A 16,585-nucleotide genomic window follows, 5' to 3' on the forward strand; every position below is an offset into this window, starting at 1 on the left:
CTCGACCTTAGCCCTAGCGCAAAGCGCAATCATTGGCAAAGGGGCGGGCCGTTTTGACGCGGGGCAAAAGAGAGCTGCAAAAAAGTGTGACGGAAACTGCGGGCGAGCGCGTGAAAGGAATGGATCGGCGGATGGATGGGCCATTTGCCACAAGATCAGGAGTTATTGAGATGAGCACATTCAAACTTTTCACTTTGGGCTTGGCCATGCTGTTGGGTCTTGCTGCGCAAATGGTAACCGCCGCCCCAATGGCGCAGGCCGATGCAGATGCGATATTTGCCGCCCTAGATGCGGATCGCAATGGTCAGGTCACGGCTGAGGAACTGGCGCGTATGCCAGAGGCGCGATTTGCGGCCCAAGACACCAACGGGGATGGCACGTTGGACGCCCAAGAATTGAGTGCCTCCCTTGAGGCCCGCGTGAGCGGATCAACGCCTTGCGCAGTTTGGCGCCATTGGCGGGGGAATTGAACCGCGATGAAATGCGGATGTTGATCGGGCGCATGGGCGGGCGCGAAGGGATGGGCGCCGCGCGCCGTGGGATCGGGGCGGCCAATCTGCAGGTTGAGGCTGCGTTGCGCGCAACCCCCTTTGTGCCTGATGCGTTGATGCAGGCCCTGTCTGAGCAGCGCGGATATCGCGGCGCCATACAGGAAAGCGGGCATCGTGCCTTGGTTGATTTGATCGCGGATATGCCGCCTGAACGCCGCGCGGCCTTGGCCGATGAATTGGCCGAAGGGCGCAGGCGTTAGAGATCGGCACTCATCCCTGCGGATTGCAATTCAACAAGACGCGCGTAAATGCCGCCCCTTTGCATCAGGCTGTCATGGGTGCCTTCTTCGACAACATGGCCTTTATCCATGACCACAATCTTATCGGCATCGCGAATGGTGGACAGCCGATGCGCAATTACAAGGGTCGTGCGCCCTTGCGATAGGCGCGACAGGGCGGTTTGCACCAATTTTTCAGATTGCGTGTCGAGGGCCGATGTGGGTTCATCCAGCAACAAAATCGGCGCATCTTTCAGCATCGCGCGGGCGATGGCCACGCGCTGACGTTGGCCGCCCGACAGGGACGAGCCGCGCGGGCCAACAGCCGTTTCCAACCCTGCGGGCAGGGATTTGGCAAATTCCATCACGGCGGCGTTTTCTGCGGCTTTGGCCACATCGGCGCTGTCAGCATCAAGCCGCCCCATGCGGATATTATCTTCGATGCTTTCATCGAACAGCGCCGTGTCTTGGCCCACAACCGCGATCATGTCACGCAAGGCGGCCAGATCAGCCTCGGTTGTTGCAACACTGCCGATGCGCACCCTGCCTGCCACTGGATCAATCAAGCGTGTCAGCAAGGCAAACAGCGTGGTCTTGCCCGCGCCTGATGGCCCCACAATCGCGGTGGTCTGCCCCTCTTTGGCGGTGAAGGTCAGATCACGCAGAACGGGCATGTCGCCATAGGAGAATTCGACTTTCTCAAAGCAGATATCGCCAGAACTCAGCGGGGCAGGGTGGGCAGGGCTAAGAACCGTGGGGCGCAGATCAAGCATGGAATAGATCCGCTCTAGCGAGGCTGCGGCGGCCTGAAGGCTGCCTGCAATATTTGACAGACGTTTGAGCGGGTCGAACATCAGCGAAAGCGCGGTGATAAAGGACATGAAATCTCCCACCGATTTATCACCCGTCACAATGGCGGTAGCCCCAAACAATGTGACCGAAACAAACCCAATCCCCGACATGAGGTCGATCAACGAGGGGTTCGCGGATTGGCCTGCACTCGAGCGGATCTGTTGCTTGAGGTATTGCTTGACGCTGCGCTCAAACCGCCCGCGCTCATGCGCCTCAAGGCGGTTGACCTTGATGGATTGAATGCCGTGAAACATCTCGTCCAGCCGCGTGGTCAGGGTCGCGGCAGCCTCGCGCGCGGCAAATGCGGTGCGGCGGATTTGCTTGAGCAGCAGGGTCATGGGCACGATCATCAAAGGCAGCCCAACCAAGGCCACCAGTGACCATTGCCAATCATTTGAGAACATCACAAAGGACAAAGCCACAAGCGAAACTAAATCACGCCCAAAGGAGAGAAGGACACTTGTCGCCGCAGATTGCAGCGTCTGGCTGTCCCCGCGCACGCGTTCGATCAATTCACCTGGGGGGTGGCGGGTAAAGACGGCGCCATCAAGCGTCAAAAGATGCTCGACCAGGCGTGTTTGCAACGCGGTTGTCACATTTAGGCCAAGCGCCGACATAATGACGCGCTGCACAAAGCCCGCAACGGCGCGGAACAGGAACAAAAAGCCGATGACCGTGACCACTTTCCAAAGCCCATCCAAGGATTGTGCGGCAAAAAGTTCATCGAATAGAGGGCGCACCATCCATGCAAATGCACCAAGTGCGGCGCCTTCAAGGCTCATCAAGATCAGTGCGAATGTCAGGGCGGGCCAATATTTGAGGACATGCTCGCGCCACAGGCGGATCACAAGTCGAGACGAGCGCAGGTCAACCCCATTTGGGGCCTTAGTCTGCGAATCTGATGCGGGGCTTGGGTCTGACATGCGTCTCCAAATCTGCGAAAAATTACGCATTCTGCTAAAGAATGCTTAGCAAATCATCATCCGCCCTGATTAGGCTATGCCGCCCCTGCAAACAAGCACCCGCAATGTATGTGGTCATATTTCCTGAATCCGCCATTGTTTTCGGGTCGATGTCTTTTCTGAGGTGCAAAGCGGCGTTTTCAGGACGGTTTTGCACTAATTTCTGTTAATTGGTTGTCATCTAAGGCTCAGGCTGTTTAGCTTAGGGCAATTGAATGCGGGGCTACACCGCAACCACAACGGGAGTTCGACACTTTGTTCGACACAGCAAAAGACGCGTTTGTCGCTTTTGAGCATGTCCAGAAAAGTTACGATGGCGAAACGCTGGTCGTAAAAGATCTTAACCTTCAGATCGGTCAGGGCGAATTTCTAACGATGCTTGGGCCTTCGGGGTCGGGCAAAACGACCTGCTTGATGATGCTTGCAGGTTTCGAGACAGCCACCCATGGCGAGATCCTGTTGCAGGGTCGTCCGATCAACAACATTCCGCCCCATAAGCGCGGCATTGGGATGGTGTTCCAGAATTACGCTTTGTTCCCGCATATGTCGGTTGCAGAAAACCTTGCCTTCCCCTTGGAAGTGCGCGGCATGGGAAAATCAGAGCGCGAAGGAAAGATCAAACGCGCGCTTGATATGGTGCAGATGGGGGATTTTGGCGGTCGCCGTCCCGCGCAGCTTTCGGGTGGGCAACAACAGCGTATCGCCTTGGCGCGGGCCTTGGTGTTCGAGCCTGAGCTTGTTTTGATGGACGAACCTTTGGGGGCACTCGACAAGCAATTGCGCGAACATATGCAATTTGAAATCACCAATCTGGCGCATCAGTTGGGCATCACGACAGTTTATGTGACCCATGACCAGACCGAAGCCCTGACCATGTCAGATCGTGTCGCGGTGTTCGATGATGGCCGTATCCAACAGCTTGATCCGCCTGATGTTCTCTATGAACAGCCGCAAAACAGCTTTGTGGCGCAGTTTATTGGCGAAAATAACACGCTTTCGGGTGTGGTGACGAAAATCTCAGGCGATCGCTGCGTTGTAAAGCTGGACAGCGGTGACGAAATTGACGCGCGGCCTGTAAACGTCTCGGCCGTGGGGGATCGCACAACTGTTTCAATCCGTCCCGAGCGGGTGGAAATGGACAAGCGCCGCCTTTCGCCTGACGCGCATACGCTGAAAGGCGAGGTTCTCGAATTTATTTACATGGGCGATATTTTCCGCACGCGCCTGCGCGTGGCCGGGTCGGATGACTTCATCATTAAGACCCGCAACGCCCCCGATCAAAAACGACTCACACCTGGCACCCAGATTGAAATAGGATGGTTGCCTGACGATTGCCGCGCGCTTGATGCTTAAGCGCATGGCCTAAGCTGCCACCTTCGCCTGGAGGGTGGCCATGCATAAGACCATACCAGGTAACAACACGGGAGACTGACATGAAACTGTCAAAAACACTTCTGGCAACTTCTGCACTCGGCGTCGCCGCAGCAGGTTTGGCCTATGCGGGCGGCCACATGGCCACTGGCACATTTACCTTCGTAAGCTGGGGCGGTGCCTATCAGGCCAGCCAAACCAACGCTTATACGGATCCATACACCGCGAATAACCCTGATGTTCAGATCGTTTGGGACGAAAGCTCGAACGAAGCGGTGGCAAAACTGCGCGCGATGAACGAAGCGGGCAACCTGACATGGGATTTGGTTGACGTTGTGGCATCGGACGCGTTGCGTCTGTGTGACGAAGGTCTCGCCATGGAAATCGATCCTGATGAGATGCTTGCACCTGCGCCCGATGGCACTCCCGCAAGCGAAGATTTCGGTGACCTTTTGGTTGGCGATTGCTTCATCCCACAGATCGTTTACTCCACCACCTTCGGCTATCGCACCGACATGGTGCCTGATGGTGTAGAGCCTCCAAATGACATCTGTGATGTGTTCGATCTCGAAACATATCCTGGCATGCGTTCGCTTGAGAGCCGCCCAATCAACAACATGGAATGGGCCTTGCTTTGTGACGGCGTTGCAAAGGAAGACGTCTATGACGTTCTGGCCACTGATGAAGGCCAAGAGCAGGCTTTGGCCAAGCTCGACACCATCCGCGACAGCGTGATTTGGTGGAACGCTGGCGCCGATACGCCACAGCTTTTGGCGGATGGCGAAGTCTTTATCGGTTCGACCTATAACGGTCGTCTGTTCTCGGCCATCGTTGAGCAGAACCAGCCAATCGGCATGATGTGGGACGCACAGGTATTCGACCTTGATGGTTGGATCATCCCAGCAGGTCTGCCAGAAGATCGTCTGGCGCGCGTGATGGACTTCGTCTATTTCGCAACCGACACGCAGCGTCTGGCAGATCAGGCCGCCTACATTTCCTATGGCCCTGCACGTCTGTCCTCTGCGCCACTGGTTGGCAACCATGCAGAGCTTGGCATCGAAATGGCACCACATATGCCAACCGATCCAAACAATGCACAGAACACGTTCCTCTATAACTACGAGTTCTGGGCGGATTATCGCGATGATATTGACGCGAAATTCCAAGCATGGCTGGCTCAGTAATCTGAGCTGAATTTGGGGCGGGGCCGCGATCAAACGCGGCCCCCTCTCAACCATCGGGTAGCCCCATGAGGGCAAGGGTCTCGGCAGACCTAACGCGCGTGAAACCGCGGCACGGCCCGACCAAATTCATGACGATTGAAGATAGAAACGACTGACGGGGACAGGATGAGCGACACCACCAATTCAGGCCCGATGCTGGCGGCGGATGGAACCCCCCTCAAGACGAGCCTCGCCCGTGCCCTGAGACGTCAAAAGCTGCGTGCGCTGATGTTGATTGCGCCCCTTTTGGCCTTTGTTGTTTTGACATTTGTTGTCCCGATCGGATCGATGTTGTTTCGATCGGTAGAAAACCAAATTGTATCTGGCACGCTTCCCGAAACGGTTGAAGCGCTTGACGCTTGGGATGGCCAAGACGGCACCTTGCCAGATGAGACCGTGTTCCAAGCCTTATTTTTCGACATTTTCCGCGCTGCCGAGGCCAAGGAACATACCAAACTTGGCTCGCGCCTAAATTATGAACGCACGGGTCTATCCTCGATGTTCCGCACCACAGGGCGGGGCGTTGATGATATTGGCGAGGTTTTTCAAGATTGGCTTGAAGATGCAGATCCTGCCTTCAAGGATGGGATCACATGGTATGAGATGCTGTCTGGCACAGGCGGCGAAGATGTGATCGAAGCCCGCCGCGCCCTTTGGGCGAATATGGTGGGCGAGGGGTTTGCAGGCGATATTGGGTTTACCCTATCGGGTGAGATGGCAGCACTTCTGCCCCAAACCGCCGCCGCCTATAGTGACTGGGCCATCTATACCGCCATCGCGGATGAGGATGTGGTTTCCGAAGAAGACCCATGGGAGGCGGTCTATGCGGCCTTGGCCCTTGATCTGGCGCGCGCTGATACAGCGTCCGCCCTGGCCTCATACACAGGGGCGGGCGCAGGCCCATTGGCCAATGCGATTGCAGCCCTGCCAAGCCTGCCGCAAATTGATTTCCGCGCCGCATTTATCGAAGAAAATGATGGGTGGGGCGATACGGAAAACTGGCAAACGATCAAGATTTACAGCCCTGATTACACCACAGGCTATTTCCTCAACGCGATTGATATGGAAAAGGGGCTTGAGGGTGTGAATGCCCGCCCTGAAAGCCAGCAGCTTTATATCAAACTGTTCATTCGTACGATGATCATGTCCTTGATCATCACGGGCTCCTGTATCCTGTTGGGCTATCCCGTGGCGTGGCTTTTGGCCAACTTGCCCGTGCGCAGCGCCAATGTATTGATGATCCTTGTTCTTCTGCCGTTCTGGACATCGCTCTTGGTGCGCACCAGTGCGTGGAAAGTGCTGCTGCAACAGCAAGGCGTGATCAATGAAATCCTTGTCTGGCTTGGATTTGTCGATGATGCAAACCGCCTGATTTTGATGAATAACTCGACAGGCACGATCATTGCGATGACGCATATTTTGCTGCCCTTTATGATTTTGCCGCTTTATTCGGTGATGAAAACCATTCCGCCGTCCTACCTTCGCGCCGCCAAAAGTCTTGGCGCGACCAATTGGACAGCGTTCTGGCGGGTCTATTTCCCACAATCTGTTCCAGGCATTGGGGCGGGGTCGATTCTCGTGTTCATCTTGGCGATTGGCTATTACATCACGCCCGAAATCGTGGGCGGCACAGATGGTGTCTTTATCTCGAACCGCATTGCCTACCATATTTCATCCTCGCTCAACTGGGGCTTGGCGGCGGCTTTGGGGTCGATCCTTCTGGCCTTGGTCTTGGCGCTGTATTGGCTTTATGACCGCATTGTCGGCATTGATAACGTGAAATTGGGGGGCTGAGATTATGGCTCAATCGCTGAAACTTACGCTCAAGCGCCCCTCCCTTTGGGGGTTCACGGCACCCCTGACTGCGGCTGTGTCAGCGGCCTTTGGCTATATCGCAGGCACATCCTTTGGAAATCCGCTCATGGGGATTGTTGCGGGCGCTGTCATTGGGGCCGTATTGGCGGCCTTGCTGCACCCTATGGCTGAAAAGCGGATGATGGCGCGCCTTGGTGTGATTGCGATCTTCTTTGCCGCGGGTCTTTTCGCCACCAATTTGGGCGGCGGGATCGCAGCAGGCCTTGTAGGCGCGGTGCTGTCATGGTTCGTCTTCTGGATCGACACGGGCGATTATCGCAAAGGCGTGCCGATTTATTACACAGGCGGGCAGACCCTTTGGCATAACAGTTTCCTGTTTATCTGTGGGCTGATCTTCTTCTTTCTGATTGCTCCGCTTTTCCCCGTGATGTGGCTGTCGTTTAACGCGCAGGATTTCTTTACCTTCACGCCCGAGATGCTGGCTTTTGACCCCGAGGGGTATTCGCTGAAGCATTACCGCGATTTCCTGACCACGGATGAGTGGATGCAGCCGCTGAAAAACTCGCTGATCATTGCGCCAATTGCGACTGTTATCTCGGTTAGTCTTGGCACATTGGCTGCCATCGGTTTGTCGCAATCGCATGTGCCTGGGCGTCAAACCATCATGGCGGTTTTGATCTCGCCTATGATCGTGCCTTTGATCATCTCAGCGACAGGGATGTTCTTTTTCTACGCCCCTCTTGGTAATTGGTTGGAACTGACCTTGGGTCTGAACAAGTCCTTCGTGGGATATGTGAAAGTGATCTTGGCGCATGCCGTTTTGGGCGTGCCCTTTGTGATCATCACAGTGACCGCCACGCTTGTTGGTTTTGATCGGTCGCTGACGCGGGCGGCGGCGAATATGGGCGCAAACCCCGTGACCACCTTCTTCCGTGTGCAGATGCCGCTGATTTTGCCGGGTGTTATCTCAGGCGGTCTGTTCGCCTTTATCACCTCGTTTGACGAGGTTGTCGTGGTGCTGTTTGTTGGTTCAGCGCAGCAGCAGACCCTGCCTTGGCAGATGTTCACGGGCCTCCGCGAACAGATCTCGCCAACGATTTTGGCGGCGGCCACGATCCTTGTGACCATCTCTATCCTGCTTTTGACCACAGTCGAACTTCTGCGCCGCCGATCAGAGCGCCTAAGGGGCCTCAGCCCAAGCTGATTGGTGCAAGATCACATCATCAAGGCCGCATTGGATATGCCGATGCGGCCTTTTTTTTGATCTGATATTACGATAGAATTTGTGGAAATTGATAGGAAGTTCCTATGATCCAAAAATTGGAAATGCTGCTCGCTTTGGCCAAAACCCAGCACTTTGGCCGTGCGGCTGAATTGTTGGGGGTTACCCAGCCAAGCCTGTCCTCAGGGATCAAGCAACTGGAAGACCAGCTTGGGGTGAAGTTGGTGCAGCGCGGGTCACGCTTTGGCGGTCTGACCCCCGAGGGGCAACGTGCGTTGGATTGGGCGCGGCGTATCGTGGGCGATAGCCGCCAGTTGCGTGAAGAAATGCGTTATAGCCGCGAGGGGTTGTCAGGCCATTTGCGCCTTGCGGTGATCCCGACCGCATTGACCGAAGCCGCGCGTCTGGTCAGCCGCTTTTCGCGCGCGCATCCCAATGTCAGTTTTTCTATTCTGTCCCGTTCGTCCGCCGAAATCCTCAAGCTGTTAGAAAATCTCGATGCAGATGCGGGGGTTACCTATTTGGACAATGAGCCTTTGGGGCGCATGGTGAGTACGGGGCTCTATCGGGAAAATTACGCGGTTCTGTGCCGATCAGATCACCCTTTCGCGGCACAGACCCAAGTGGCATGGGCCGCGCTCGAGGGGATGAGCCTGAGCCTGCTGACCCCTGATATGCAAAATCGGCGGATCTTGAATCGCAATTTCGCGGCGCATGGTCTCGAGCCAAAATCGGTTGTCGAAAGCAATTCGACCATTGTTCTGGTGAGCCACGTGATTGAGGCAGGTGCGCTGACAGTTTTGCCGCAACCCATGGCGCAGTTCCTTGCCATTGGCCATGATCTGCGGGTGATCCCGTTGGAAGATGGGGCGCTGCGCCCTGAGGTGGGTTTGATTGCCCCCCATCAAGAGCCTTATACCCCCGTTTTCCGCAGTCTTTTACGCGTTGCACGCGAGATGGCGGGCGAGGCTAGTTGATAGATTTTTTCTATCGTTTGACGAAATACTGATATTGAATCGGAATTATACCTCGGGCATTGGTCGGGTATCGCGCGCGCGCTCAAGCGTGGATGCGCGCGATCCTCACGACCAAAGGATGACGGCCATGCCCCGCGACCATGCTGATGCGAATGATCAAGACATCACGGCGATTGTGATGCGCCACATGGGGATGGAGGGGCCTCTGCTGCCCATGCTGCATGCCTTACAAGAGGAATTTGGGTATATTCCTGAAGCGGCCCGCCCGATCATTTGCGATGCGCTCAATATCACAGGCGCGGAATTGCACGGGGTGATCAGCTTTTATCATGATTTCCGCACAGCGCCGTCCGCGCGGCACAGCTTGAAGATTTGTCGTGCTGAGGCCTGTCAGGCTGTTGGCGGCAAGGCGCTGTCTGATCGTATTCTTGCGATGCTTGGACTGGATTGGGGCCAGGCGCGCGCCGATGGGAAATTGGTGGTTGAGCCTGTCTATTGTCTGGGCCTATGCGCCTGTGCGCCTGCGGCTATGCTGGATGGCAAATTGATCGGTCGCGCCACCGAAGAAAAAATCAGTAAAACCTTGTCGGAGGCGGGCCTATGAAAAAGATTTACATCCCCCGCGATGCCGCCGCCAAGGCGCTAGGGTCTAATGAAGTTGCGGCCACTTTGGCCGATGCGCTTTTGGTGCGTGGGGAAGAGGCGCAGATCATCCGCAACGGAAGTCGCGGGATGATCTGGCTAGAACCTCTGGTAGAGATCGAAGAAAATGGCACCCGTTTGGCTTACGGCCCGATTGCTGCGGATCAAGTCGAGGACCTTCTGGCAGGCAAGATCGAGACGCTCGGCCCTGTCGAAGATATTCCGTTTTTTGCCAAGCAAAACCGTCTGACTTTTGCGCGCTGCGGTTTGATTGATCCGCTCAGCTTGTCGGATTACCGCGATCACGGCGGCCTTGTGGGACTGTCTCGTGCCTCCGCCATGAGTGCCGCTGACATTGTCGCAGAGGTGATCGCCTCTGGATTGCGCGGGCGTGGTGGCGCAGGCTTCCCGACTGGGATCAAGTGGAAAACTGTCTCAGAGGCGGCAGGCCCTCAGAAATACATCGTTTGCAACGCAGACGAGGGGGATAGCGGCACTTTCGCGGATCGGATGATCATGGAAGGGGATCCTTTCTGCTTGATTGAAGGCATGGCGATTGCGGGGCTGGCCACAGGGGCCACGCGCGGGTTTGTATATATCCGTTCCGAATATCCCGATGCGATTGAAGTGATGGAACAGGCGGTCACCATCGCCCGTGCCGAAGGCGTTTTGGGTGACGATGTGTTGGGATCAGGCAAAGCCTTTGATCTTGAGATTCGTGTGGGGGCAGGGGCCTATGTTTGCGGCGAAGAGACATCGCTTTTGAACAGCCTTGAGGGCAAACGCGGTGTTGTGCGCGCCAAGCCGCCGTTGCCCGCCTTGGAAGGATTCATGGGGCGGCCAACTGTTGTGAATAACGTCCTGTCCTTAGCAACGATCCCCGTGATTTTCGAAAAAGGTGCGGCGCATTATGCCAGTTTCGGCCTTGGTCGGTCTAAAGGGACGATGCCAATCCAGATTGCAGGCAACGTTGCGCGCGGCGGGTTGTTTGAAACCGCCTTTGGGATGCCTTTGGGCGAATTGGTCAACGAGATTGCAGGCGGCACCGCTACGGGGCGGCCCGTCAAAGCGGTTCAGGTGGGCGGCCCCTTGGGTGCCTATATGCCCCCGTCCAAATTTGACACGCCTTTTGCCTATGAGGAATTTGATGGGCAAGGTGGGCTGATCGGGCATGCGGGCGCGGTCGTCTTTGACGACAGCGCAGACATGGTTCAGATGGCGCGGTTTGCGATGGAATTCTGCGCGGTGGAATCTTGCGGGAAATGCACGCCCTGCCGCATTGGGGCAAGACGCGGGGTGGAAACCATCGACCGCATTGCCGCGGGGGATGCGACCGCAATCCCCTTGTTGACCGATCTGTGCGAGACGATGAAAGACGGCTCGCTCTGCGCGCTTGGCGGGTTCACGCCTTACCCTGTCATGTCGGCGCTTCAGAATTTTCCAGATGAATTTGGGGCTACCCCCGCCAATCAGGCCGCGGAATAGGAGGGTTTTAATCCATGAAAGATTTTATCATTCCTTGGGATGACCGCGACATGGGAACGCCCGCTAAGACGGGCGCGCCTGTCAGTCTGACGATTGATGGTGTGGCGGTTACTGTGCCAGAGGGCACAAGCGTTATGCGCGCCGCAGCCGAGGCGGGGTTGTCGATCCCCAAGCTCTGCGCCACAGACAGCCTTGAGGCCTTTGGCTCTTGCCGTTTATGCGTTGTCGAAATTGAGGGGCGGCGCGGCACGCCTGCTTCCTGCACGACACCCGTGGCCGAAGGTATGGTGGTTCATACCCAAAACGCCAAGCTGCACAAACTGCGCCGCGGGGTGATGGAATTGTATATCAGCGATCACCCGCTTGATTGTTTGACATGCGCCGCCAATGGCGATTGCGAATTGCAGGACATGGCGGGCGCGGTTGGATTGCGCGATGTGCGCTATAGCGCGACCGAAGGGGCGAGTATCGCCAACCATTTCACCGCGCGTGACACCAATGGGGATCTCAACCCCGAATATTTACCCAAGGATGAAAGCAATCCTTATTTCACCTATGACCCCTCCAAATGTATCGTCTGCAACCGCTGTGTTCGGGCCTGCGAGGAGGTGCAAGGCACGTTTGCGCTGACCATCGAAGGACGTGGGTTTGACAGCCGCGTATCCGCGGGCGGCCCGTTGGATGATTTCCTCAGCTCGGATTGCGTGTCATGCGGCGCTTGCGTGCAGGCCTGTCCAACGGCAACCTTGCAGGAAAAATCTGTCATCGAATTGGGCACGCCGCAACGCTCGGTCGTGACCACATGCGCCTATTGTGGTGTGGGCTGTTCGTTCAAAGCGGAATTGAATGGCGATCAATTGGTGCGGATGGTGCCCTATAAACACGGCAAGGCCAATCGCGGGCATTCCTGTGTGAAGGGGCGCTTTGCCTATGGCTATGCCACCCATAAAGACCGCATTTTGAACCCGATGATCCGCGATGACATCTCCGAGCCATGGCGCGAAGTGTCATGGGAGGAGGCGCTTGGCTTCGCCGCGCAAAAACTGCGGGGCATTCAGGCGAAGTATGGCCAGAAATCCATCGGCGTGATCACCTCAAGCCGTTGCACGAACGAGGAAACCTTCCTTGTGCAAAAACTGGCGCGTGCGGTGTTTGGCAATAACAACACCGACACTTGTGCGCGGGTCTGCCATTCGCCAACGGGTTATGGCTTGGGCCAGACCTTTGGCACATCGGCAGGGACGCAAGATTTTGACTCGGTCGCGCATGCAGATGTGGTTGTCGTGATTGGGGCCAACCCAACCGATGGCCACCCCGTTTTCGCAAGCCGTCTGAAAAAGCGCCTGCGCCAAGGGGCAAAGCTGATCGTGATCGACCCACGCCGCATTGATCTGGTGAAATCCGCCCATATCAGGGCCGCGCATCACCTGCCGTTGAAACCAGGCACCAATGTGGCGGTTGTTACGGCCATGGCCCATGTGATTGTCACAGAAGGTCTTGCGAACGAGGCCTATATCCGCGAGCGCTGCGATTGGGATGAGTTCGAGGATTACGCAGAATTCATTTCTGACCCGCGCCATAGCCCCGAGGCGGTTGAGGCCTTGACGGGTGTGCCTGCTGCGGAACTGCGCGCCGCAGCGCGTCTTTATGCAACGGGCGGCAATGGGGCGATTTATTACGGCTTGGGTGTGACGGAGCATTCGCAAGGCTCGACCACAGTGATGGGGATCGCCAATTTGGCGATGCTTACGGGCAATGTGGGCCGCGAAGGTGTGGGTGTGAACCCGCTGCGTGGGCAAAATAACGTGCAAGGCTCGTGTGATATGGGGTCTTTCCCGCATGAATTGCCGGGTTATCGCCATGTCAAAAACGCCGATGTGCGCGCTATTTTTGAACAAGCTTGGGGTGTTGAGATTGACCCAGAGCCGGGCCTGCGCATTCCCAATATGTTGGATGCGGCAGTGGCGGGTAAGTTTAAAGGGCTTTACTGCCAAGGCGAAGATATCCTTCAGTCTGACCCAGATACCAAACACGTGGCGGCAGGTTTGGCCGCGATGGACTGCGTGATCGTGCATGATCTTTTCTTGAACGAAACTGCGAATTACGCCCATGTTTTCTTGCCTGGCTCAACCTTCCTTGAGAAAGATGGCACCTTCACCAATGCCGAGCGCCGCATCAACCGCGTGCGCGAAGTTATGGCGCCAAAGGCAGGGATGGCTGATTGGGAAGTAACGCAAGCCTTGGCCAATGCCATGGGGGCAGGGTGGAACTATACCCACCCGTCTCAAATCATGGAGGAAATCGCTGCCACAACCCCAAGCTTTGCTGGCGTTGATTACGCGGTGCTTGAGGAAAAAGGCAGCGTGCAATGGCCGTGCAATGACGCAAACCCAGAGGGCACGCCACTGATGCATGTTGATGGGTTTGTGCGCGGCAAGGGGCGCTTTATTCTGACTGAATATGTTGCCACCGATGAGCGCACAGGGCCGCGCTTCCCACTGTTGCTGACCACAGGGCGTATCTTGAGCCAGTATAATGTGGGCGCGCAGACACGGCGCACGGAAAACACCGTCTGGCATGAGGAGGATGTGTTGGAAATCCATCCCCATGACGCAGAAACACGCGGGATCAAGGAGGGGGATTACGTCAAGTTGGCCTCGCGGTCAGGCGAGACATCCCTGCGCGCCAAGATCACCGATCGCGTTAGCCCAGGTGTGGTTTATACAACCTTCCACCACCCGCAGACGCAGGCCAATGTGATCACCACCGATTTCTCGGATTGGGCCACGAATTGCCCTGAATATAAGGTGACAGCGGTGCAGGTGTCGCAATCAAATGGCCCGACTGAATGGCAAGAAAGCTATGAGGCGCAGGCCAAGGCGGCGCGGCGTATCCTGCCTGCGGCGGAATAGCTATGGCTGCGGCCCCTTTGGCGCGCGCGGTGGTAAAAGCCACCCGTGACGGCCTGACGGCCGAAGACCGTGCCTTGGCCGAAGAATGCCCTGTGGCCATGGTGTTTGATGGGGGCACGCAAGCGGTCATGATGGCCACCCCGCGCGATCTTGAAGATTTCGCGCGCGGCTTTGCCAAGACCGAAGGCTTTATCGCAAGCGATGCCGATATTCGCGAGATTGAGATTGTCCGCCACGAGGCGGGTCAAGGCATTGAAGCACGGCTTTGGCTTGATGCCGCGCAATCGCAGGCCTTGCAAGCTCGGCGCCGCTCGATGATGGGCCCTGTGGGATGTGGGCTGTGTGGTATTGACAGCCTTGCGCAAGCGATGCGGGATATCGCGCCCTTACCGCACGATATAGCCCCTTTGCCCCTCACCCCGCTTTTGGGCGCGGCGGAGGCCTTGCGGGGTCACCAACCTTTGCACGATGAAACCCATGCGGTTCACGCGGCGGGGTTTTTTCAGCCCGCACAGGGCATTGTCTTGGCGCGCGAGGATGTCGGGCGGCACAATGCGCTTGATAAGCTGATCGGCGCGATGGGGGCGGCACATATTGATCCGACTGCGGGCGCGATTGTGATCACCAGCCGCGTCTCGGTTGAGATGGTGCAAAAAACCGTTATCGCAGGCGCGCCTGTGCTGATCGCGGTTTCCGCACCAACCGCGTTGGCCTTGGATGTTGCAGATCAGGCGGGTCTGTGCGTGGCGGCATTGGCGCGCAAAGGGCAATTTGAAATTTTCACGCATCCTGAGCGGATAGAACAAGGATAGATCACTATGGCATCGGATAAGCTGATTACGATGGCGAACCAGATCGCCACATTTTTCGAAAGCCAAAAAGGCGATGATTTGGCCGAACGTGTTGCGGCCCATCTGAACGATTTTTGGGGGCCAGAGATGCGCGCTGATTTCGTGCATCTGGTGAGCGACCCGTCACAGGCTGGCCGATTGCATCCGCTGGCACGCGATGCTGTGGCGTTGTTGCGTCTGCCTCAGGACGTTTGATCATCCTCGGCGGCGAGGTCGGAGGTGAGATCAAGTTTCGATGCGGGCGAAAAGCCGCCATCAATGAAATCTTCGCGGTCAATGTAGTCTTTGATCTGGTCATAGTTTTGCACCAGATTGCTTGACCACCCTTCAAGAAAGCGCAGGCGGCGCCGCTCCCTATGCGGTTGAAACCCATTATTGCGGATCATCTGCAAATCTTGTTCGCGTTCTTCATAGGTGAGAAAGGCGGTGATTTCGGTCAGATATTTCACATCAAAAAAGCCGATATTGTCTGACCATGGTTTCCGCCCGCCCAAGAAATTCACAAGCTGCAAGGGTCGCATCGCACCAATAATGGCCATTTGTTCCGTCATCGGCCAATTCCATCTTGGCGCAAGCTCTTGCCAACGATCCGCGAAAGCCACGTTCAAGGCGCTGAAACTTGTGCCGCCCTCGCTGCGTAAATCGGCAATTGCGGCTTGCCCGATGCCCGTTTCTGAAAATTGCGCGGCATCCACAAGCAGCAAAGCAGGGCTGAGCGCCCGTTCACACCCCGCAGGCATGCGATCTTTGAACGGGGCAGGGATTTTGTCGCTCTCTGCCAATGTCCATGATGAGATATGGCGCACAGCTGCCGCTGGGGCGCTGAAGGGATAAGAGAACAGCGCATCAAACCCATCCCCTAAGGCAAAGCTGAACTTATCGACAAACAGCACCTTGCTGTGAATCCGCGTCAACGTCTCAAGCGCGAAGAGCACAAGGAAACTTTCCCGCGCGGGGTTTGGGGCGCCATCGGGGCCATCAGGGGCAAATTCGTCCAAATCAAAGACGTCTTCGCAGCGGATCAAGGTGGCGTAACGCTTGATCATGGCGGATGTGCTAGCCGAGAGGGCGCGGTCGGTAAAGACATAATAGACGCAGCTGCGCGTATCTGTGCGCTGACGCAACTGCGACATCAAAAAGGCAGCATTCCATCCCGAAGCTTCATCGCAACAGGTCAAAATTGCGTGTTTCGCGCTCATAGCTGTAGGTTGCATGGTCGATGCACTGGCCTTTTGGTAATCCCCGAGTTTAGCAGGGCAAGTCAGACCATATCGAACAGAATATCTCAAGCCCTGTGGCAGCCAATCCTTCCGAAATCCTACATAAATGCGCCGCCCACCTCTTGCAGAACCATATCTCGGGCTCTAGATCACCTCACAGAAAGTTGAGACCACCGAAGAAGGCAAAAGGAACGGGCAGCGGTCAGTGTGACCTTCCCATTATGCGCTCATGGCAGGTTGGCGCAGGTTGGGGCGATATCTTGGCGTTTTTCACGCGCATTCTC

General features: G+C 56.4%; 14 protein-coding genes. 12 read left to right on the forward strand and 2 right to left on the reverse strand.

Annotation, left to right across the window (positions count from 1 at the left end; genetic code table 11):
• The first annotated feature begins 170 nt into the window (after nt 1-170).
• Complete coding sequence (locus AAC636_RS05290; RefSeq protein ID WP_340300644.1) at nt 171-470, forward strand: hypothetical protein; 300 nt, start codon at nt 171-173, stop codon at nt 468-470.
• The gene (locus tag AAC636_RS05295; RefSeq protein ID WP_340300645.1) at nt 437-751 is read left to right on the forward strand and encodes a periplasmic heavy metal sensor; all 315 of its coding nucleotides are present in this window, start codon (nt 437-439) and stop codon (nt 749-751) included. The genes AAC636_RS05290 and AAC636_RS05295 overlap by 34 nt, the downstream gene beginning before the upstream one ends.
• Here AAC636_RS05295 and AAC636_RS05300 read toward each other — a convergent pair.
• Nucleotides 748-2,544, reverse strand: a complete 1,797-nt coding sequence (locus AAC636_RS05300; RefSeq protein WP_340300646.1) for an ABC transporter ATP-binding protein — start codon at nt 2,542-2,544, stop codon at nt 748-750. The genes AAC636_RS05295 and AAC636_RS05300 overlap by 4 nt on opposite strands.
• A 294-nt stretch (nt 2,545-2,838) precedes the next feature.
• Between AAC636_RS05300 and AAC636_RS05305 the strand changes: the two genes are divergently transcribed.
• From AAC636_RS05305 to AAC636_RS05350, 10 genes are all read left to right on the forward strand, one after another.
• On the forward strand, nt 2,839-3,936 hold the full coding sequence (locus tag AAC636_RS05305; protein ID WP_317655923.1) for an ABC transporter ATP-binding protein: 1,098 nt from the start codon (nt 2,839-2,841) through the stop codon (nt 3,934-3,936).
• Between the two features lie 80 nt (nt 3,937-4,016).
• The gene (locus AAC636_RS05310) at nt 4,017-5,138 is read left to right on the forward strand and encodes an extracellular solute-binding protein (RefSeq protein WP_340243002.1); all 1,122 of its coding nucleotides are present in this window, start codon (nt 4,017-4,019) and stop codon (nt 5,136-5,138) included.
• Nucleotides 5,139-5,303: 165 nt separating this feature from the next.
• Nucleotides 5,304-6,971: an ABC transporter permease gene (locus AAC636_RS05315; protein WP_340243000.1), complete on the forward strand. Its 1,668-nt coding sequence runs from the start codon at nt 5,304-5,306 to the stop codon at nt 6,969-6,971.
• A gap of 4 nt (nt 6,972-6,975) precedes the next feature.
• Complete coding sequence (locus AAC636_RS05320; RefSeq protein WP_317655918.1) at nt 6,976-8,196, forward strand: ABC transporter permease; 1,221 nt, start codon at nt 6,976-6,978, stop codon at nt 8,194-8,196.
• A gap of 104 nt (nt 8,197-8,300) precedes the next feature.
• Entirely contained in the window at nt 8,301-9,191 is an 891-nt protein-coding gene (locus tag AAC636_RS05325) for a LysR family transcriptional regulator (RefSeq protein ID WP_340300647.1), read from the forward strand.
• Between the two features lie 127 nt (nt 9,192-9,318).
• The gene (locus AAC636_RS05330) at nt 9,319-9,795 is read left to right on the forward strand and encodes a formate dehydrogenase subunit gamma (protein ID WP_317655915.1); all 477 of its coding nucleotides are present in this window, start codon (nt 9,319-9,321) and stop codon (nt 9,793-9,795) included.
• Entirely contained in the window at nt 9,792-11,318 is a 1,527-nt protein-coding gene (locus AAC636_RS05335) for a formate dehydrogenase beta subunit (protein WP_340300648.1), read from the forward strand. The genes AAC636_RS05330 and AAC636_RS05335 overlap by 4 nt, the downstream gene beginning before the upstream one ends.
• A 14-nt stretch (nt 11,319-11,332) precedes the next feature.
• Entirely contained in the window at nt 11,333-14,230 is a 2,898-nt protein-coding gene (fdhF, locus tag AAC636_RS05340; protein WP_340300649.1) for a formate dehydrogenase subunit alpha, read from the forward strand.
• Between the two features lie 2 nt (nt 14,231-14,232).
• Entirely contained in the window at nt 14,233-15,042 is an 810-nt protein-coding gene (fdhD, locus tag AAC636_RS05345) for a formate dehydrogenase accessory sulfurtransferase FdhD (protein WP_340242988.1), read from the forward strand.
• A gap of 6 nt (nt 15,043-15,048) precedes the next feature.
• A complete protein-coding gene (locus tag AAC636_RS05350) occupies nt 15,049-15,276 on the forward strand; it encodes a formate dehydrogenase subunit delta (RefSeq protein WP_340300650.1) in 228 nt (75 codons plus the stop codon).
• Here the strand turns inward: AAC636_RS05350 and AAC636_RS05355 are convergent.
• Nucleotides 15,264-16,280, reverse strand: a complete 1,017-nt coding sequence (locus AAC636_RS05355; protein WP_340300651.1) for a hypothetical protein — start codon at nt 16,278-16,280, stop codon at nt 15,264-15,266. The two genes, AAC636_RS05350 and AAC636_RS05355, sit on opposite strands and share 13 nt — an antisense overlap.
• Between the last annotated feature and the right edge of the window lie 305 nt (nt 16,281-16,585).

This window comes from Roseobacter sp. HKCCD5988, from assembly GCF_037830355.1.
Lineage (GTDB): Bacteria > Pseudomonadota > Alphaproteobacteria > Rhodobacterales > Rhodobacteraceae > M30B80.